General features: G+C 42.2%; 16 protein-coding genes. 2 read left to right on the top strand and 14 right to left on the bottom strand.

Annotated elements, in window-relative coordinates:
• Positions 1 to 87: 87 nt before the first annotated feature.
• The 6 genes from rplT to PG418_RS02595 form a co-directional block, all read right to left on the bottom strand.
• The gene (gene rplT / locus PG418_RS02620) at positions 88 to 444 is read right to left on the bottom strand and encodes a 50S ribosomal protein L20 (protein WP_008374854.1); all 357 of its coding nucleotides are present in this window, start codon (positions 442 to 444) and stop codon (positions 88 to 90) included.
• Between the two features lie 34 nt (positions 445 to 478).
• Positions 479 to 676, bottom strand: coding sequence for a 50S ribosomal protein L35 (gene rpmI / locus PG418_RS02615; protein WP_022220532.1), 198 nt, complete (start codon positions 674 to 676; stop codon positions 479 to 481).
• 33 nt (positions 677 to 709) lie between these two features.
• Positions 710 to 1204 carry a translation initiation factor IF-3 gene (infC, locus tag PG418_RS02610; RefSeq protein ID WP_008374852.1) on the bottom strand — a complete coding sequence of 165 codons (495 nt, stop codon included), beginning with the start codon at positions 1202 to 1204 and terminating at the stop codon, positions 710 to 712.
• A gap of 318 nt (positions 1205 to 1522) precedes the next feature.
• A complete protein-coding gene (locus tag PG418_RS02605) occupies positions 1523 to 4045 on the bottom strand; it encodes a heavy metal translocating P-type ATPase (protein WP_498837013.1) in 2523 nt (840 codons plus the stop codon).
• Between the two features lie 91 nt (positions 4046 to 4136).
• Complete coding sequence (locus PG418_RS02600; protein ID WP_022220535.1) at positions 4137 to 4445, bottom strand: metal-sensing transcriptional repressor; 309 nt, start codon at positions 4443 to 4445, stop codon at positions 4137 to 4139.
• A gap of 243 nt (positions 4446 to 4688) precedes the next feature.
• Positions 4689 to 6041, bottom strand: a complete 1353-nt coding sequence (locus PG418_RS02595) for an RNA-binding domain-containing protein (protein ID WP_498837012.1) — start codon at positions 6039 to 6041, stop codon at positions 4689 to 4691.
• Between the two features lie 514 nt (positions 6042 to 6555).
• Between PG418_RS02595 and PG418_RS02590 the strand changes: the two genes are divergently transcribed.
• Positions 6556 to 8724 carry a TaqI-like C-terminal specificity domain-containing protein gene (locus tag PG418_RS02590; protein WP_498837011.1) on the top strand — a complete coding sequence of 723 codons (2169 nt, stop codon included), beginning with the start codon at positions 6556 to 6558 and terminating at the stop codon, positions 8722 to 8724.
• Positions 8725 to 8798: 74 nt separating this feature from the next.
• Here PG418_RS02590 and PG418_RS02585 read toward each other — a convergent pair whose 3' ends face one another.
• Together PG418_RS02585 and PG418_RS02580 are read right to left on the bottom strand one after the other, a co-directional pair.
• Complete coding sequence (locus PG418_RS02585; RefSeq protein ID WP_498837010.1) at positions 8799 to 9527, bottom strand: restriction endonuclease subunit M; 729 nt, start codon at positions 9525 to 9527, stop codon at positions 8799 to 8801.
• Positions 9528 to 9552: 25 nt separating this feature from the next.
• On the bottom strand, positions 9553 to 10419 hold the full coding sequence (locus PG418_RS02580) for a DegV family protein (RefSeq protein ID WP_498837009.1): 867 nt from the start codon (positions 10417 to 10419) through the stop codon (positions 9553 to 9555).
• A gap of 256 nt (positions 10420 to 10675) precedes the next feature.
• Here PG418_RS02580 and PG418_RS02575 point away from each other — a divergent pair, with 256 nt between their 5' ends.
• The gene (locus PG418_RS02575; protein WP_498837008.1) at positions 10676 to 12034 is read left to right on the top strand and encodes a spore germination protein; all 1359 of its coding nucleotides are present in this window, start codon (positions 10676 to 10678) and stop codon (positions 12032 to 12034) included.
• A 331-nt stretch (positions 12035 to 12365) separates the two neighbouring features.
• Here PG418_RS02575 and PG418_RS02570 read toward each other — a convergent pair whose 3' ends face one another.
• The 6 genes from PG418_RS02570 to PG418_RS02545 form a co-directional block, all read right to left on the bottom strand.
• Positions 12366 to 12881, bottom strand: a complete 516-nt coding sequence (locus tag PG418_RS02570) for a dCTP deaminase/dUTPase family protein (RefSeq protein ID WP_195479798.1) — start codon at positions 12879 to 12881, stop codon at positions 12366 to 12368.
• Positions 12865 to 13362: an anaerobic ribonucleoside-triphosphate reductase activating protein gene (gene nrdG / locus PG418_RS02565; protein WP_008374816.1), complete on the bottom strand. Its 498-nt coding sequence runs from the start codon at positions 13360 to 13362 to the stop codon at positions 12865 to 12867. Before nrdG ends, PG418_RS02570 begins: the two co-directional genes overlap by 17 nt.
• Positions 13363 to 15495: an anaerobic ribonucleoside-triphosphate reductase gene (gene nrdD / locus PG418_RS02560; protein WP_498837007.1), complete on the bottom strand. Its 2133-nt coding sequence runs from the start codon at positions 15493 to 15495 to the stop codon at positions 13363 to 13365.
• Between the two features lie 340 nt (positions 15496 to 15835).
• Positions 15836 to 16609, bottom strand: coding sequence for an ABC transporter ATP-binding protein (locus PG418_RS02555; RefSeq protein WP_008374812.1), 774 nt, complete (start codon positions 16607 to 16609; stop codon positions 15836 to 15838).
• Positions 16596 to 17483, bottom strand: coding sequence for an ABC transporter permease (locus PG418_RS02550; protein WP_055158458.1), 888 nt, complete (start codon positions 17481 to 17483; stop codon positions 16596 to 16598). The genes PG418_RS02555 and PG418_RS02550 overlap by 14 nt, the downstream gene beginning before the upstream one ends.
• Positions 17484 to 17513: 30 nt before the next feature.
• On the bottom strand, positions 17514 to 18533 hold the full coding sequence (locus PG418_RS02545; protein WP_022220543.1) for an ABC transporter substrate-binding protein: 1020 nt from the start codon (positions 18531 to 18533) through the stop codon (positions 17514 to 17516).
• Positions 18534 to 18712 lie beyond the last annotated feature (179 nt).

Genomic DNA, 18712 nt, shown 5'->3' with positions numbered 1-18712 from the left:
CAACAATTCACACAAAAAAACCTTGCGGATTCTCTCCACAAGGTTTTCCCTCTTCTCTCAAACTCTATACGAAATCGTCTGATTTAATTATGCAAGTGCCTTTTTAGCAACTTCAGCTACAGCTGCGAAACCAGCTGCATCATTAACTGCCATTTCAGCGAGCATCTTTCTGTTCATATCTACACCGGCAACTTTAAGTCCGTGCATAAGCTTGCTGTAAGAAAGACCATTCATTCTTGCAGCTGCGTTGATACGAGCAATCCAAAGCTGACGCATCTGACGTTTTTTCTGCTTTCTTCCTGCGTATGCTGATGTAAGGGCTCTCATTACAGACTGTTTTGCAATTCTGTACTGTTTAGAGCGAGCTCCTCTGTATCCTTTAGCCAGTTTTAAAGTTCTATTGTGTTTCTTCTTAGCGTTCATTCCGCCTTTAATTCTTGCCATTACTTAATCCTCCTTCTATCTTTCCTGCCAAATCTTAGAGATATGGTAAAACTTTCTTCATGTTCTTTACATTTGTAGAATCTGTGATAGTTGACTGTCTAAGATTTCTTTTTCTCTTAGTAGACTTCTTTGTTAAGATATGGCTCTTGTAAGCTTTATTTCTTTTAAGTTTACCTGTAGCTGTTGTTTTGAAGCGCTTTGCAGCAGCTCTATTTGTTTTAATTTTTGGCATGATGTTTTCCTCCTTAATATAGATAATTTATTTTTAACGTTTTTCAGTTAAAACCATGCTCAGGCTTCTGCCTTCAAGTTTTGCCGGCTTTTCAATGACAGCAACATCTTTCATCTTCTCAGCAAAATCGTCAAGAATATGTTTACTCTGCTGCATATGAGCCATCTCTCTACCACGGAAACGAAGTGTAACCTTTACTTTATTTCCTTTTGAGATAAATTTTCTAGCATTATTCATCTTCGTGTTCAGGTCGTTGGTGTCAATATTTGGTGAAAGACGCACTTCCTTAACCTCGACAGTTCTCTGTTTTTTCTTTGCTTCTTTTTCTTTTCTTGCCTGTTCGTATCTGTACTTACCATAATCGATAATCTTACAAACCGGCGGTTTCGCTGTCGGAGCGATTTTAACCAGATCCAGTTCCGCTTCCTGTGCCAGCTTCATAGCCTCTCTTGCTGACATTATTCCTAACTGTTCCCCACTCTCGCTAACCACGCGTACCTCTCTGTCGCGGATTTGTTCGTTAATCATTAAATCGCTAATTGTTGTGCACCTCCAATAAATAAAAAATAGTGAATAGCTGCAGACTATCCACTATCTATTGCATACAATACTTATATCCGGTATTATAAATTCAATATCAAACCGTTAGTCGCTCGATTGCGCTAAGGTGAGAGTGGATACTCTTCTTTGTTGTTCGCTTTACGCAAGTTATAATTTACCACAGATTTTATATGGTGTCAACACTTTTTTTATTTTTTTATGAACCAGCCAATCTTCACTTAGAAAGTGTTTGCCCGAATATTCTGCTCAAATAATTCTATCATGCTTTATTTTTCAGACTTAAACCTACTCAATCCCTGTCACCTTGTAATCTTTGTCTTCAACAGCTTTTTTCAATACCTCATCAGCTACTTCTGCCGCAAGTGTTACTACCGCTGTTCCATTTTCATGGCTTACTTCTGCCGCCTCTACTCCTTCGATTGCTTCCAGAGTTTTCTTTACAGTTGCCTCACAGTGTCCACACATCATACCTTCGATTTTCATTGTTTTTGTCATTGTCTTTTCCTCCTCTATTTCTTTGACTTTTGACTTTATCTTCTTATCTTTGCTGGCATCATACATTTTAAACCAGTTCAGACGAAGTGCATTGGTTACGACACAGAAGCTTGAAAGACTCATAGCTGCTGCGCCAAACATCGGATTTAATTTCCATCCGAAGATTGGATACCAGATACCTGCTGCAAGCGGGATTCCGATCACATTGTAGAAGAATGCCCAGAACAGGTTCTCATGGATATTTCTTAAAGTTGCTTTACTCATACGGATGGCTGCCGGTACATCACTTAAACGGCTTTTCATCAGAACAACGTCTGCTGCATCGATCGCGATATCGGTTCCTGCACCAATCGCAATTCCCATATCGGCTCTGGTAAGTGCCGGCGCGTCATTGATTCCGTCACCAACCATGGCAACTTTTCCTTTTTTCTTTAATTTCCGGATAACAGCTTCTTTTCCGTCCGGAAGAACGTCTGCGATGACTTCATCTACACCTGCCTGACGTCCGATCGCTTTTGCGGTTCTCTCATTGTCACCGGTCAGCATTACCACATGGATTCCCATATTCTGCAGTTCTTTGACTGCCTTTGGACTGTCCTCTTTGATGACGTCTGCTACCGCAATGATTCCGATCAGCTGATCTTCTTTCGCAAAGAACAAAGGTGTCTTTCCTTCTGCCGCCAGATCTTCTGCCTTTTTCAGCATTCCTGCATCCACAGAAGTCTTTGTCTGGATAAATTTCTTATTTCCACCATAAATCGTCGTTCCTGCAAGAACTGCGGAAAGTCCGTTTCCAGGTACTGCCTGGAAGTCTTCTACTTCCTCCGCATCCAGTCTGCGCTCTTGGGCTTCCTGTAAAATTGCATGTGCCAGTGGGTGCTCGCTCTTTCTTTCCAGTGCATAAGCAAATCCCAAAAGTTCTTCCTCCGAGATACCCTCTGCCGGTATCATATCCGTTACTTTCGGTTCCCCGCTTGTGATGGTTCCGGTCTTGTCCAAAGCTACGATCTGCATTTTACCGGTCTCTTCCAGAGATACCGCCGTCTTGAACATGATTCCGTTCTTTGCGCCCATTCCGTTACCAACCATAATGGCAACCGGTGTGGCAAGTCCCAGTGCACAAGGGCAGCTGATAACGAGTACGGAAATACCTCTTGCCAGTGCGAATCCAACACTCTGACCTGCGATCAACCATACGATAATTGTAATCACTGCAATCGTAATAACCGCCGGCACAAATATCCCGGATACACGGTCTGCGATCTTTGCGATCGGTGCTTTGGTTGCCGCCGCATCACTGACCATCTGAATGATCTGTGAAAGTGTGGTATCTTCCCCGACTCTGGTTGCCTCGCATTTGAGGAAACCGGACTGGTTCATGGTTGCAGCAGATACCTTGTCACCTTCTGCTTTATCAACCGGAATACTCTCTCCGGTAAGTGCTGCTTCATTGACTGCACTGGTTCCTTCCAGCACGATACCATCTACCGGTATATTTTCACCCGGTCTTACTACAAAGATATCGCCTTTTTTCACCTGGTCGATGGAAACCTCTGTCTCCACACCATTTTTCAGGACAACAGCTGTCTTCGGAGCCAGCTTCATCAGACTCTTTAATGCATCTGTTGTCTTTCCTTTGGAATGCGCTTCCAGCATCTTTCCGACTGTGATAAGCGTCAAAATCATGGCTGCTGATTCAAAATAGAACTCATGCATATAAGACATGACGCCTTCCATATCCATCTTCATCTGTGCATCTGTCATTGCAAACAATGCATAGGTGCTGTATACAAAGGATGCCCCTGATCCCAGTGCAACCAGGGTATCCATGTTCGGCGCACCATGAAGGAGTCCCTTAAATCCATTGATGAAGAACTTCTGGTTAATCACCATGATAATTCCGGTAAATAACAGCTGGATCAGTCCCATTGCTACATGATTACCAGCCAGGAATCCCGGCAGTGGCCAGTTCCACATCATATGACCCATGGAAATGTACATCAGTGGAATCAGAAAACACAGTGATGCGATCAGACGACGCTTCATAATCGGTGTCTCCCTGTCTTTCAGGGCATCCTCGTCCATTGCTGCACCCTTTTTGGCTCCTGCATCTGCTCTTTTTACTGAAGCACCGTATCCTGCTGCCTCAACAGCCGCAATGATCTCCGACTGGGATGCGGTTCCTTCTACTCCCATGGAATTCGTCAGAAGACTGACCGAACAGCTGGTAACTCCCGATACCTTCGATACTGCCTTTTCCACTCTGCTGCTGCATGCCGCACAGCTCATTCCTGTTACTGTATATTGTTCCACAAAAATCCACCTCACTTTTTGGCTTTATCTGCCATTTTTATATTGTAAAAATTTTCCTGCGCTTTTCACCTGAAAATCTATAACAATCCTGTTATTTCATCAGTTTCTGAAGCGTTACAACCAGCTCATCGATCGTCTCATCTTTTCCCTCGCGGATATCCTCTGCCACACAGGTACGGATATGATTCGCCAGAAGGACTTTATTGAAACTGTTGAGCGCCGCATTGATCGCCGACACCTGAATCAGAATATCCGGACAGTACGCATCTTCTTCTACCATGCGCTTCACACCTCTGACCTGCCCTTCGATCCGGCTCAGGCGGTTGATCATGTCCTTGTATTCCTTTTCAGAACGCTCTTTCGTCTTGTGACAGTGACAACATTCTTTCTTTTCTTCCATGCGTCTCACCTCTTATTTTTTCTCTCTACGATGGCTATTATATACCCCATATGGGTATATTGCAAGGGAAATTTTTCTCATTTAGAGTTTGCATTGTAAAGCTCTATATTTTGTACTCCTAAAAAGTGTATGCATTCCTAACATGCAGTACCTTTTCAACAGGATGTTTCTTCGAAATTTTCCGTTAAAAAAAGAATCCACAAGGTTTCCCACCCTCGTGGATTCTCTTATGATTTCCATATATTATTTTTGAAGCGTATAATAAGTATTTCTCGCTTTTCCATTTCGTTTCAGAAAATTTCTTTCTACAAGCCCTCTTATCACTCTGGCTGCAGTTGATGCACTTACTTTAAGAAGGCTCACTACATCATTTTTTGTAAAATCTTCATGCTTTCCAGCATATTCCAGAACCTGCTCTTCTTCACTGCTCAGCTCCTGTGTATCCTCTTTATTTGTTTCCGGATTTTCTTCTTTCGCTTCTGGCTCCGATATCCTTACTTTTTCACGCATTGCATTGATATTAGGCAAAATAATTTTAAAAGTATTTCTTGTCGTCTCAATAACAGGTTTTTCCTCCTCACCAGCATAAGCCCCTATAATCTTACTGATTCCAGTACCATACGCTTCAATTAAATGTAACCGATAAAATACATTTGCAAGATCCTGATTTCTGCATACAGAAATACCTGCCATCACATCCTCCAGATCAATTCCCGGCATCAATCCTCCGATTGATACAAATTCCATCCGGTCCTCATAAATGCTGATCAATGCACTGGCGCTAAAAGCATAATCCCGATGAACCAGTAAGTTTAATAAGGCTTCTCTGACAGCAATTTCAGGATAATCTCTGACATCAATCCGCAGTAACTTTTCAATCGTTGCATGTGTCTGATTGTGAAAATCAATATAATCATAGACATCATTCATTTGTTTCATCAATGCCCCTGCAAATTCTCTCCGATCTTTAAATACGGTCTGATCTTTTCCCTGAAAAACAGCTACTTTGATCGTGTGTACACACTGATCCGATAAAAGCATTGCTAAATTACTGTAGAGTCCATCCTGGTCAATCAATTTCAGCGTCCGCATCTGCTGCATTCCAAACTCAACCTTGCGAAGTTGAAATTCTTTCTCCGTTGTCTCAAAAGTCAGTTCCTGATTCATGCTACGCATAGCTTCAAAACGATCTCCATCTGTTTCTTTAATCATCTGCCGGATTGCTGCATCTGTAGCAGGAACAGCTGAATACCCCTGTCTGACATAAACACCTTCTGGTCGCATTCCTTTTTTTGCAATATAATAAGGACGATCCGTTCCCCGTTGAATATCCACAGCAACTATCTTTTTCCCATTCTCTTCCAATGTTTCATAATGTAAAAACATTGTGATATCCGGTTTGATCGCATCTCTGACCATATTACTAATCTGCAACGCAGTTGCGTCTGGATTATCAAGTCCAACCACTATACCATCATCTTGTACACCAATATATAACTTGCCACCATTACAGTTTGCGAAGGCAATAATTTCTTTTTTTATGTCATCAACAAATACTTCTTTTAGCTCTACAGTTTCACTCTCCCGAAAAATCATTTTATGCCCTCCTCAAATCATATAGTATATTCATATTATACAAAATCATGTCAATCGTGTCAATCTCCTTGACACGATTGACATGATTTTATCCATATTATACATAAAACTCGTTTTTTCACACGCCCTTTTTCAACTATATAAATTGATAGTAACGCTCAATTCACCTTCCAATAATCAGCATGAGTCAAACAATCGTCCAGTCCAAATTTGAACCCTTTAAATTAATATTGCTTTCATTCGTATTGCCGTATATAATATTTATTATATGATGCAAGTGTCAAAAGTATCAATTGCGTTTGTACTCGCACAAATAAGCAATTGATACTTATTGACACGCCGAACACTGAAAACGAAATAAAATGATATGAATACGCCATTTTATGGGAGTTTGAGGTGTTCGAGGATTGCGGGAATCGCTTCGCAATGGAGCAATCTGATTACACCAGTGAGCGACAAAATTTACTTTTGACACTCACATCATTATTATACGAAAAAAGGAGTCTGCACGACTATGGATTATATTTCTGTAAAAGAAACTTCGAAGAAATTCCATTTATCTGAACGCCGCATACAAAAACTCTGCGAAACCAACCGGATTGAGGGTTGCAAAATGGTCAGCGGCATCTGGTTGATCCCTGCCTCGGCCACCAAACCTTCCGATGAGCGAATGACGAATTCCCCGAAAGATCCCGATTATCTCTCTTTAAAAGAATTATGTGATATACTTTCCATTTCGACTGCAACCGGGCGCAACTGGATCAAGCTTGGCAAACTTATTCCTGAATATACGGATAAAAGAAAGCCTTATTTTACAAAACAATATACCGAAAAGTTGAAAGCCGAACTGCAATCAGGCAAAAATCAATCGCTGAAAAGCAGACGTAACAAGAAATTTGTCTGTGGAAATTCTCTTTACAGCGCCTATGTTTCTGAAAATTGTCAGAATATCGAACCACTGCAACAGATTCTCCGAATTGTAACCGATGAATCCATTGCTCTTTCATCGGATGTGATTCAATATTTCATTGCTGACTGTGCCCTGCATTTGCTCGCCCAAAAATATGATCTTTCTTTCAAGCATGAAAAAGCGTTGCTGAGTAGATTTTTAAAAAAAGAAATCACCCTGTCTCTATACAACGAACTGATCTATTCTTTGATTGCTGATTCTGAACAAGCACTGCATTTCTGTGAAAAATATTCTCAACTTTTTGATTTTGATTATGTATATGAACCTGCTGAAGATATCCTTGGACTCATTTACATTTCCTGTAAAAATATCGGCAGCCGCAAGGCAACCGGTTCCTACTATACGCCTACCAAAATCGTCAAAAAGCTGATCAGAAAACTGGATATTGCATCAGATGCCAGAATTCTGGATCCCTGCTGTGGGACTGGGAATTTTTTGTTGCAACTCCCAGCACATGTCCGTTTTGACCAGATTTACGGCAATGATACCGATACAATCAGTGTAAAAATTACCCGGTTGAATATGGTTTTGAAATATGACATTCTCTCTGTCAAAACTCTGTATGAGCATATAACCGAAGCCGATTATCTAACAACTGATTTAAAAGCTTCTTACGAGTATATTATCGGCAATCCACCGTGGGGATACGAATTTTCCGAATCTGAAAAAGAAAATCTTCGCAAGATCTATCAAACTGCTTCCGGGAAAAATATAGAATCCTACGATCTGTTTATTGAAAAAGCATTAAAAGATTTATCCATAAACGGACAGCTTTCTTTCATTCTTCCAGAAGCAATACTTAATGTAAAAGCACATACGTCGGTCCGTACTGCCATTATAGAAAGCAATTCCGTCCGATATCTTGAATTTTTAGGAAATGCATTTGATAAGGTCCAGTGTCCTTGCATTATATTGCAACTGATTCACACCGGGAACCCACTTTCGACAATCGGAATGGAAGTCTCCGACTGCGATCACTGCACAACCATTCTGACAGACCGTAAAATTTCAGCCGAATATTTCAGCTTTCATACAACAGATGCTGAATATCAGCTGCTTGAAAAAATCCGGCATACTCCTAAAACAAAATCTCTTGCCGGAAACGCAGATTTTGCTTTAGGGATCGTAACCGGAAATAATAAAAAATATATCTCTTCCGAGCAAACAAAAGACAATGAAATTATTCTAAAGGGATCCGATATTTGCAAATACCATATTAATCCGACTCCAAATCATATTTTGTTTCACCCGGAGAACTACCAACAAGTAGCACCGGTAGAACTGTACCGCGCACCCGAAAAGCTTTTATATCGTTTTATCAGCAGCCAGCTTGTCTTTGCTTATGATGATAAACAAACACTTTCTTTGAATAGCTGCAACGTGGTCATCCCCAAGCTTGAAGGACTGCATATAAAATATATTCTTGCCATTCTTAATTCCAGAGTTGCACAGTTTATTTACAAAATGGAGTTTCACTCCGTGAAGGTATTGCGTTCTCATATTGAAAATATTCCGATTCCGGATGTTAATGCCGGCATGCAAAACAGTATCATCCAAGCTGTCGAACCACTAATTAACGGACTGCCTCCTGAGGGAGCACAAATTGCCTACGAGCAACTTGACCAATTGATTTTTAAATTATTTAATCTTACCTCTAAAGAGCAGGATATCATTAAGCATGCAGTAGATGGAGAAAACAAATTTCTGTTCTGACAAACATAAAACCAGAGATATTCCTGGCTTCCCCTATTCAACAATAGGATTGCCAGGTCTGCTCTGGTTTTTTCTTATCTTCCTTTCTTCTTAACGACACTAAGGACATCTTTTTCAGCAACCAAAAATGGTCTTAGCTCCTCTTCCGTCATAAAAACCTGGCCTTCAAATACAGCTGCTCCCGCAATTCCTGTATTTTCATTCCTATGCTGGGATCCAAGCTTTCCTGTTCTTTGAAGTTCCTCACTTGTAAGTACCCAATAAATCAGCTCATCACGGCAAACACCAATCCAGATAAACACATCACAGCATGATGGCTTCAACTGCTGATAATGATACTTAAACCCATTTGTAATTGCTTCTGAATGCAAATACGCTCTGCTGGCAAGACTTCCACCCGCTTTTGTATCATTTGCCCTACACGCTTTAACTTCTACTCTTATTTCAGGAATCCACAGATCAAATTCTCCATCAAAATCAGGATAAACCGAAACCATATTCTCTTTTGTCGCTTTTACAAAAGCCGGAAACAATTTTAAAATATGCTGCTCACCCCAGGTTTCTCCGAATGTTCTTGGTGCCATCTCAAACAAATATAGATATTGGTTTCTTTTCATATAACTTTCATATATTTCCTGATACTGTTCATATGTAATTGCCTGAGCATTCATCAGATACATCAAAATTCTGCTTTCCGCACTAAATGGAAACACTGCGTTTTCCTGACTAAAAGCTTCTAAAACTTCAGCATCTGCTCCCGCCTGTTGCAGTAGCTCTTTCAATTGTCTCCGTAATTCTTTCATTTGTATGCCTCGTCTTCACAAAGTCTTATCTCTTATTCCCCATACAGAACACAGCCACAACCCCCGGACCTGTATGTGACCCAATCACCGTTCCAATGCAGTTAATCAGAATATTGTGGACTCCCATCTTCTTCTCCACCTGTCTTGCCACAAATGCCGCATCTTCTTTGCAGTCACCGTGTGTGATCATCACAATATCATTATCCCAACCTTCGGACTGCTTCACTGCCATATCCACGATGTGTGTCAATGCTTTCTTTCTGCCACGTTCTTTTCCAATAACCTTCAGTTCGCCATGATCGTCCATGTGGATGATCGGCTTGATCTGGATCATCGTTCCAACAATTGCAGAAGCCTTTGATACTCTTCCACCTCTATGTAAATGGAATAAATCATCAATCGTAACGTTGTGCATGATATGAAGCTTGTTCTCCTCCACCCAGGCAGCCACTTCTTCCAGACTCTTTCCTGCACGCTTCATCTGAACAGCTTTGTATACAAGAAGCCCCTCTCCCATGCATGCGCAGAGCGAATCAATTACGATCAGCTTCCGCTCCGGATACTCTTCCTGCAATTCTTCTGCTGCCATCCGGATACTGTTATAAGTTCCGCTAAGTCCTGACGAAAAAGCAATATATAAAATATCCTTTCCCTCTTTCAGATACGGTTCCAGTGCTTCTCTTGCCTGCTCCGGATTGATCTGAGAAGTAGTCGGCATCGACCCTGCCCTGACTTTTGCAAAAAATTCTTCCCCGGTAAGTCCAATCATATCCTCATAAGACTGTCCATCGATCAGATAAGTAAGAGGAATATACGGAACCCCAAGCTCCTCGGTCAGGTATTCCTTCGGTAAATCCACTGTGCTGTCTGTCATGATCATATATTCACTCATAAGTGTGCCCTCCTTCATCCCTTTAGGGATTTATATATTACTTATAATTATGTACAGTATACCCTCTTTTCCGCAAGATAGCAAAATCTTTTTCCCATGCTAAAAAAATCTTAAGTTTCTTAATAACTTTTGTCATAATCCGGTATATTTTCCTTTTTTTGTGAAATGCTAAATCTATGCAGAATCCAGGCAGTAAAATATTTCCGGGATTCCAGATTTTCTTAACTTTAAATTATCTCTGAATGGAGGATTCAATATGGAAAAACATACTGTCAGTGCTTCCCTCACCGACAATACAAAATATATGAACCGGGCTCTTCCCGTAAAAAAAAGCTTTGATATTATCGAACGAACTCTGATCATCGGCGGACAAAATAGTGCCTTTTATTTTATTGATGGTTTCACCAAAGATGAAATCATGCTGAAACTTATGGACTCCTTCCTCAATATTTCTGCCGATGATATGCCAGAGGATGCAACTTCCTTTTCTACAAGCTGCATCCCCTATGTGGAAGTTGATATTCTCGGTGACTTTGACAGCATTTTCAAAAATCTTCTGTCCGGTGTCACCTGTCTTTTTATTGACGGCTATGAAGCCGCTATTGCCATCGACTGCCGTACTTACCCGTCCCGCAGCATCGAGGAACCCGATAAAGACAAATCCTTGCGCGGTTCCCGTGATGGCTTTGTGGAAACAATCGTATTCAATACTGCCTTGATGCGCCGCCGGATCCGCGATCCGCATCTGATCATGGAAATGTATGAAGCCGGCACTTCCACACGCACCGACGTAGCTCTCTGCTATATGTCCGACCGTGTAGACCGCGAACTTCTGACCACGATCCAGAACAAACTGGAAGAAAGCAAATCCCAGGATTTGAAAATGAGTCAGCAATCCCTCGCTGAAGCTCTCTTTCAGCGCAAATGGTACAATCCATTTCCAAAATATAAATTTACCGAACGTCCAGACACAGCCTGCGCCTGCCTGATGGAAGGAAAAATAATCATCCTTACTGATACCTCCCCATCTGCACTGATCCTGCCAACCTCCATCTTTGATATGATCGAAGAGGCAAATGATTACTACTTTCCGCCAATCACCGGAATCTACCTGAAAATATCCCGTGTACTGATCACACTGCTGACTGTCTTCATGGTTCCACTCTTTCTGCTCTTTATGCAGAACCCGGCATGGATACCGGAGATCTTCCGCTTCGTTCTGATCGAAGATACGGTCAACATCCCCCTGATCTTCCAAATCCTGATCCTTGAGCTTGCCATCGACGGACTCCGCCTCGCCGCCCTCAACACTCCGAGTATGCTCAGCACCCCTCTCAGCGTCATCGCCGGTATCGTCATGGGGGAATTCTCCGTCGAATCCGGCTGGTTCAACAGCGAGATCATGCTCTACATGGCATTCGTCTCCATCGCCAACTACACCCAGCCAAACTTTGAACTAGGCTACGCATTAAAATTCATGCGTCTCCTACTCCTTATCCTCACCGCCATCTTCAACCTCCCCGGATTCCTCACAGGCTGCCTCATCGTCATCCTCTGCATCACCTTCAACAAAACCCTCTCCGGCCGTAGTTACCTGAACGTAAAATTAAACTAATCCCCCTGTAGCCTGCAACAAAATTGCAGGCTACACCTACATAACCTTCACCTTCCCACCACTACCTAAATCTCCTCAACCGGTTATCAGTCCAGCCTTGTAAAAAAACGCCTCTCTAATACAGTAAATCCGGCGACCGGGATCAAAAAAATAGTGTTCAATTCACTTATTGTGCAATGGAGATGAAACTCAAAAATTGTGGAAGCCTTTGCTGACACAATTTTTGCTCTCAGAGGTTCACCGTAATGCCCTTGCACAATGGAATTGAACACTATTTTTTTGATCCCGGTCGCCAACACAACCTATATTTTAACGCCTCTTTTTTACAACCCTACTTCGTCGTACTTCCAAATCCCCCGTTTCTGACTGCTGTCGCATCGTCATCCACAGTAATTCCATACTCAACAAAAATCCCCTGCATAAAGCCTGTCCCTTTTCCAAGCTCTACCGTTTTATTCTCATTGGTATCATTCGTCAGTTTCGCAAAGATATGACCTTCATTATCAGAATAGAAATAATCGCTGTCAATAATTCCTACCGTATTATTCAGCTGCAGACGGAACTTGAACCCAAGTCCGCTTCTCGGGTAGCATTTGAGTACCCAGTTTTCTTCCATTTCCACACGGATCCCTGTCGGGATCTTGATCGTCTTTCCCGGCTCGATCACAAAATCATCCGGTGCATAGAAATCATATCCTGCACTTCCTGCCGTTGCACGCTTCGGCAGTTTGACTTCTTCATATAAATCCTTGATCTGATCCTCTGTATACTGCTCACCAAAAGTATCCTTCCATCCTTCCATAAACTGTTCCAGACTTACTTTGTGAAATTTAGCAATTCTCTTCATGTAATACAATTTCTCCTTTTCCTAATGTCTCCGGTACGTTAATGACCATCTGGTTCGCGCTGCCTTTCCAGTGCAGATCCAGTTCTTTCTTCTCAACCTCGAATTCTCCGTCCACCAGAACGTCCAGATAATTTACAATATCCATATTCTTGATATCTTTCCATTCATAACCGGTGTAAAGCCAGATCGTCTTTGACGGAAATTTTTCTTTAATCTCTTTTGCCAGCATCATGACCTCATAGGCATTTGCCGAATGCAGCGGGTCGCCTCCACTGAATGTGATCCCACTAATATAATCCTTCTCCAGTTCTTCAAAAATCTCTGCCTTCGCCTTTTCATCAAAGAAAAGCCCACCATTCGGATCCCAGGTCACCGGATTGTGGCATTCCTTACAGCAATGGTCACATCCTGCAACCCAGAGGACAACCCGCAGGCCATCCCCGTTGAGCATATCATCTTTTGTTATATTGTGGTAACGCATTTACATACTTTTCCTTTCCGCAATTTCTGCCATCTTGGCATCATTTAGTCTGGTATCTCCCTTGACTCTCGAATAAGACAGATATCCGTTCATACGGTCAATCTTCGTCAGATTCTTACTTCCACATACCGGACACACATCCATAGACAGCTCTTCATGACCACAGTCATCACAGTAGGCAAGTGACAGATTAACACCCTCATAAAATCCCATATTCATTGCACGGCGTACCAGTGATTTGATAGCCTCTTTGTTATAATTGATCGGGTATTTTACATACTGGATCTTTCCACCGTTACACAGATCCCAGAAACGGTTTTCCAGATCCTGCTTTTCGATCGGTGTAATATCCTCGGTTACATGACAGTGAAAACTGTTGCTCACATACGCCCTGTCCGATACATTTTCCACGATTCCATATTTCTTACGGAACTGCTGTACCTGCACACCACACAGATTCTCAGCCGGTGTTCCGTAAATCGCATACAGATAGCCGTCTTCTTTTTTAAATTCATTGACCTTCATGTTGATATATTCCATGGTCTTGATGGCAAATGCTCCATCCTCTACCAAGGACTTTTTATTATAAAGCTGCTGGAATTCATTGAGCGCCGTAATTCCAAAGGAAGCGGTTGCCGATTTCAGCACCGGTTTAATCTTGTCATGGATCTTCAGATGTCCGCCATAGAAACCACCCTCACAGTAGGCAAGCGGATTCGTAGAAGCACGCAGCTCTCCGAGGTATTCGTAAGTACGGATATGAAGCTTCCGGATCAGTTCCAGGTAATAATCCAGTACCTCAAAGAAATCCCGGTTCTCCTGTCTGGATTTGGCAAGGATCATCGGAAGATGGAGACTGACCGCACCGATGTTGAACCTTCCGACAAATACCGGCTCATCCTTTTCGTCCACCGGATTCATACCGCCTCTTTCATACCATGGAGATAAAAATGCACGGCATCCCATCGGACTGATGACCTTTCCGTAGCGCTTGTAAATACTCGGCACATAGCCTTTTCCGGTAAGGCTGAGCCAGTCCGGATACATAGTCTTTCTGGAGCACTCAATTCCGGCTTCAAAAAGATCTTCTCCCGGCTTTCCAGGTCCATGTAAATTTTCATCATAAAGGAACACGATTTTCGGGAAAAGTACCGGTTTTTTATGTCCCGGCTTTCCCTGTCCTCCTGCTCTTACTTCCAGCATCGTCTTTGTGACAAGCTTTCCGTATTCGCTGATATCGGTTCCGCTGGTCATGGTAATAAATGGATAGTCTCCACGGCTTGAGGATACGGAGTTGAACTTATACTCCCATCCCTGGAATCCCTGCTCCATCTCTTTTTTCAGATCCTTCCAGGCAATCTCCTGTGCTACTTCTTCCGAAAGTCCAAGGCTTCTGTATTTGTTCAGATGATTTTCATGGGAACGCTTCGCATAAGGCTCCAGGATCTCATCTACGCTCGGCACGGTAAATCCTCCGTACTGCTGGCTTGCCGCACTCAGTACGATATCTCCGATCACATCAAATGCCGTATCCAGTGTCTTTGGCTCATTGTACCACAGATTTCCCATCTCAAATCCACCGGTCAGTACGCTTTTCACATCAAAGAGACAACAATTCATCGTATCTCTTCGGGCTGACATATCATGGATATAAATATATCCCTCCCGGATTGCCTGTAATTCTTCCACCGTCAGGAAAAATTTCTTATATAATTCTTTGTTCAGCTCATTGAAGATCAGGCTTCGCTTGGTCGATACCAGTGCACTGTCTGTATTACTGTTCTCTTTGTCCCCGATATACATGATCGACTGGCTTTTCTTATAAACCTCGTCAAGCATCTGCACAAAATCCTGCTTGTAATTCCGATAGTCCCGGTAACTTTTTGCCACGATCGGATTCACTTTCTCAAGCGCTCCCTCTACAATATTGTGCATTTCCGGAATCTGAATCTCATGCACTCCGAGTTCTTCTACCTTTTCTTCTACAAAATGACAGATAAAATCAATATCTTTCTGTGAAAATTTGATCAGTGCACGATATGCAGACTTATTGACTGCCACAACGACTTTTTGCACGTTAAATTCTTCTTTTGTCCCATCTTTTTTTACAACTTTCACATTGTTTAAGCTCATCTTCTTCTCCTTTCTGATAACTACAATATATTGTATTCTATTTAAAATGCATACTATATCTTGACCGTTTTCCTCTATTTTAGCACTATCACAGAGAGAGCGTCAATCTGTGAAAATAACCAATTTTCCGGCAGCCAGACAACCAAATCTTCTACAGGCATATTCCTGAAAATCCATTGACATTTTATACCGGACAGGCTTATCCTTCTGTATTCAGACAATAGCCTTTCATTTTGAAAATCCTCGAATAATTTTTCCAAAACCTTTGGAAATACAAAAAGAGATAAGCCGAAACTGTTTCCTTTTCTGCTTATCTCTTTAATTCATAATCTTGTATTTTTTAGTTTCCACACTCAATACTGATCTCATTGAACATCGTCAGGATTTCATCGATCGAGGTATCCTCTTTATCTTTTCCTGCCTTATCCATCACACAATGTCCCTGATGCATCATGATCAGACGATTACCGTATTCTACTGCATAGCGGAGATTGTGTGTGACCATAACCGTTGTCAGATTTTTTTCTTTTACAATCTTATCGGTCAGCTCCATGATCAGTTCTGCTGTCTTTGGATCCAGCGCAGCAGTATGCTCATCCAGGATCAAAAACTCGATTGGTGTCATCGTAGACATCAGCAGTGCCATCGCCTGGCGCTGTCCTCCGGAAAGTGATCCGACTTTGACATGAAGCTTATCTTCCAGTCCAAGACCAAGCTGGGCGAGCTGTTCTCTGTAATAATCAATACGTGCCTTATTCGTTCCCCGTCCAAGTCCGTAGAACCTTCCTTTATTGTCCGCAAGAGACATATTTTCCAAGATCGTCATGGACGGACAGGTTCCCATAGATGGATTCTGATACACGCGTCCGATCTTCTGGTTTCTCTTGTATTCTTTTACCCTTGTGATATCTTTTCCATCGATCAGGATCTGTCCGGATTCTACCGGAATACTTCCGCAGATGATATTCAGCATCGAAGTTTTACCGGAACCGTTACTTCCTACTACAGATACAAATTCGCCCTGATTGATCGTCAGATTGAAGTCCTCAAAAAGACACATCTCATTGACTGTACCCGGATTATAATATTTGTGGATATTTCTAAGCTCCAGCATTCTTCTTCACCTTCTTCTTTCTCTCCATACTAAGCACCAGAATTACCAGGAATAAAACGGCTGTGATCAGCTTCATATCCTGCGGTTCGAAGTTCTTCAGCGCGATTGCCACACAGGCCTTGTAAATGATAGAACCGATCAGTACAGCTGTCGTTGTTTTTACAAAACTGATTTTTTTGAAAATACTGGTTCCGATGATAACACTTGCAAGACCGATTACCATCGCCCCTGTACCACTGGAAATTTCAAATACACGTTCTTCCTGGCAGAAAATACATCCCGCAAGCGAACACAGCCCGTTTGCGATCGCAAGTCCCAGGATTTTCACATTTCCTTCATCCTTTGCCATTGCAGTTACCAGTTTATCGTTATCTCCGACTGCGCGGAGCAGGTATCCGGACTTGGTATTCAGGTAAAGGTCGAGAATGATTTTCACAATTAACGCAATGATCAGAATGATGAGCAATGTAGAGTAAGCGGAAAATCCTGACGGAAGCAGCTTATCCAGTGTATCATTTTTAAAGATTGTCTTCTGGGAAAACAACGGTACATTGGCTGTTCCTGCCACACGAAGGTTGATCGTCCAGAGCGCTGTCATCATAATGATACCTGAAAGCAGATCTCTTACCTTGCATTTGACATGGATCAGTCCGGTACAGATACCGGCTGCCACACCTGCTGCAAATGCAGCCGGAAGTGTCAGATACGGGTTCGCTCCTTTTGTGATCATAAGCGCCGTTACGGCAGCTCCTAATGGAAAGCTGCCATCTACGGTCAGATCTGGAAAATCCAGAATTTTGTATGTTATATAAATTCCCAATGCAAGGATTCCGTAAATCAGTCCCTGCTCCAAAATCGATACTGCAAAGCTCATTGCATTGCTCCTCACTTTTCTAATTCAAATTTAGTTTTCGCTGATAGAATCGTATGTCTCTACTGCGCTGTTTTTCAGATCGTCTTCCACTGTGATTCCAAGATTTTCTGCTACTTTTGTATTCAGGTAAAGTCCTGCTTCTGTGATCGTCTCAAATGGCATTTCAGATGCTTTCTTTTCTCCTTTGAGAACCTTTGCTGCCATCTTACCTGTCTGTTTGCCAAGTGCTACATAATCAAGGCCTTCTGCTGCCAGGCATCCAAGCTTCACCTGTTCGATCTCACTTCCGAATACCGGGATATTTGCTGCATTTGCCTTATCCAGAATGGTTGCAAGTGAGCTTACTACCGTGTTATCTGTCAGGTTGCTGATGCAGTCTACCTGTGACAGAAGATCGTCTGTTGCAAGTGCGATTTCTGATGTATTTGTAATTCCCTTTTCTACAAGTTCAAATCCATAGTCACCGACTTTTTCTTTGTATTCAGCAATTGCAGATACGCTGTTTGCCTCACTTGTTGTATAGAGGATACCAATCTTCTTTGCATCCGGAAGAAGTTCACGGATCATTTTCAGCTGTGCTTCAATCGGAAGTTTATCACTGGTTCCTGTGACTTCTCCAACCGGGTTTCCTTTATCATCTGCAAGCTCTGCTGCTTTCGGATCTGTAACTGCAGTATAGATAACCGAAATATCCGTATCCATCGCAGCATTGTATGCTGTCTGTGCACTTGGTGTTGCGATTCCGCAGATCAGATCTACTTTATCGGATACAAAGCTGCTTGCGATCTGTGATGCAGTTCCCATATCTGCTGCCGAGTTCTTGTATTCAACATTCAGATTCTTTCCTTCCTCGATACCTTCTTCTTTCAGTCCCTCTAAAAATCCTTCACGGCAGTTATCTAAAGATCCGTGCTCTGCAAACTGGGAAATACCGATTGTATAGCTCTTTTCTCCATCTGCTGTCTTGGAATCTGACTTGCTTCCACATCCTGCCATCATTGTTACTGCCATTGCCATTGTTAATAATACTGCGATTGTTCTCTTTTTCATAATTTTGTTCTCCTCTTCTTGATAAATAATTTTCTTTGTTAGCTTTCAAGAGAAGGTGTTTCTTGATTCCGCGCCGTACCACAACAGGAATACATATGTAACATCCTGCCGGAGACTTTTTATTTCATAGGAAGTTCCTTCGGAATTTCCTATGAAATAAAAAACGCCTCAATCCTTCT

Origin of the sequence: Bariatricus sp. TF06-38A (genome assembly GCF_027690675.1) — a bacterium.
Classification (GTDB): domain Bacteria; phylum Bacillota; class Clostridia; order Lachnospirales; family Lachnospiraceae; genus Allocoprococcus; species Allocoprococcus comes.
Note: the sequence above shows the minus strand (reverse complement) of the source record. Positions and strands in the feature narration are given on the sequence as shown.

What these genes read in the sequence shown, in the direction of transcription:
- rplT (WP_008374854.1), bottom strand. Translation starts at nt 444, where the DNA reads ATGGCAAGAATTAAAGGCGGAATGAACGCTAAGAAGAAACACAATAGA.
- rpmI (WP_022220532.1), bottom strand. Translation starts at nt 676, where the DNA reads ATGCCAAAAATTAAAACAAATAGAGCTGCTGCAAAGCGCTTCAAAACA.
- infC (WP_008374852.1), bottom strand. Translation starts at nt 1,204, where the DNA reads ATGATTAACGAACAAATCCGCGACAGAGAGGTACGCGTGGTTAGCGAG.
- PG418_RS02600 (WP_022220535.1), bottom strand. Translation starts at nt 4,445, where the DNA reads ATGGAAGAAAAGAAAGAATGTTGTCACTGTCACAAGACGAAAGAGCGT.
- PG418_RS02595 (WP_498837012.1), bottom strand. Translation starts at nt 6,041, where the DNA reads ATGATTTTTCGGGAGAGTGAAACTGTAGAGCTAAAAGAAGTATTTGTT.
- PG418_RS02590 (WP_498837011.1), top strand. Translation starts at nt 6,556, where the DNA reads ATGGATTATATTTCTGTAAAAGAAACTTCGAAGAAATTCCATTTATCT.
- PG418_RS02585 (WP_498837010.1), bottom strand. Translation starts at nt 9,527, where the DNA reads ATGAAAGAATTACGGAGACAATTGAAAGAGCTACTGCAACAGGCGGGA.
- PG418_RS02580 (WP_498837009.1), bottom strand. Translation starts at nt 10,419, where the DNA reads ATGAGTGAATATATGATCATGACAGACAGCACAGTGGATTTACCGAAG.
- PG418_RS02575 (WP_498837008.1), top strand. Translation starts at nt 10,676, where the DNA reads ATGGAAAAACATACTGTCAGTGCTTCCCTCACCGACAATACAAAATAT.
- PG418_RS02570 (WP_195479798.1), bottom strand. Translation starts at nt 12,881, where the DNA reads ATGAAGAGAATTGCTAAATTTCACAAAGTAAGTCTGGAACAGTTTATG.
- nrdG (WP_008374816.1), bottom strand. Translation starts at nt 13,362, where the DNA reads ATGCGTTACCACAATATAACAAAAGATGATATGCTCAACGGGGATGGC.
- nrdD (WP_498837007.1), bottom strand. Translation starts at nt 15,495, where the DNA reads ATGAGCTTAAACAATGTGAAAGTTGTAAAAAAAGATGGGACAAAAGAA.
- PG418_RS02555 (WP_008374812.1), bottom strand. Translation starts at nt 16,609, where the DNA reads ATGCTGGAGCTTAGAAATATCCACAAATATTATAATCCGGGTACAGTC.
- PG418_RS02550 (WP_055158458.1), bottom strand. Translation starts at nt 17,483, where the DNA reads ATGAGCTTTGCAGTATCGATTTTGGAGCAGGGACTGATTTACGGAATC.
- PG418_RS02545 (WP_022220543.1), bottom strand. Translation starts at nt 18,533, where the DNA reads ATGAAAAAGAGAACAATCGCAGTATTATTAACAATGGCAATGGCAGTA.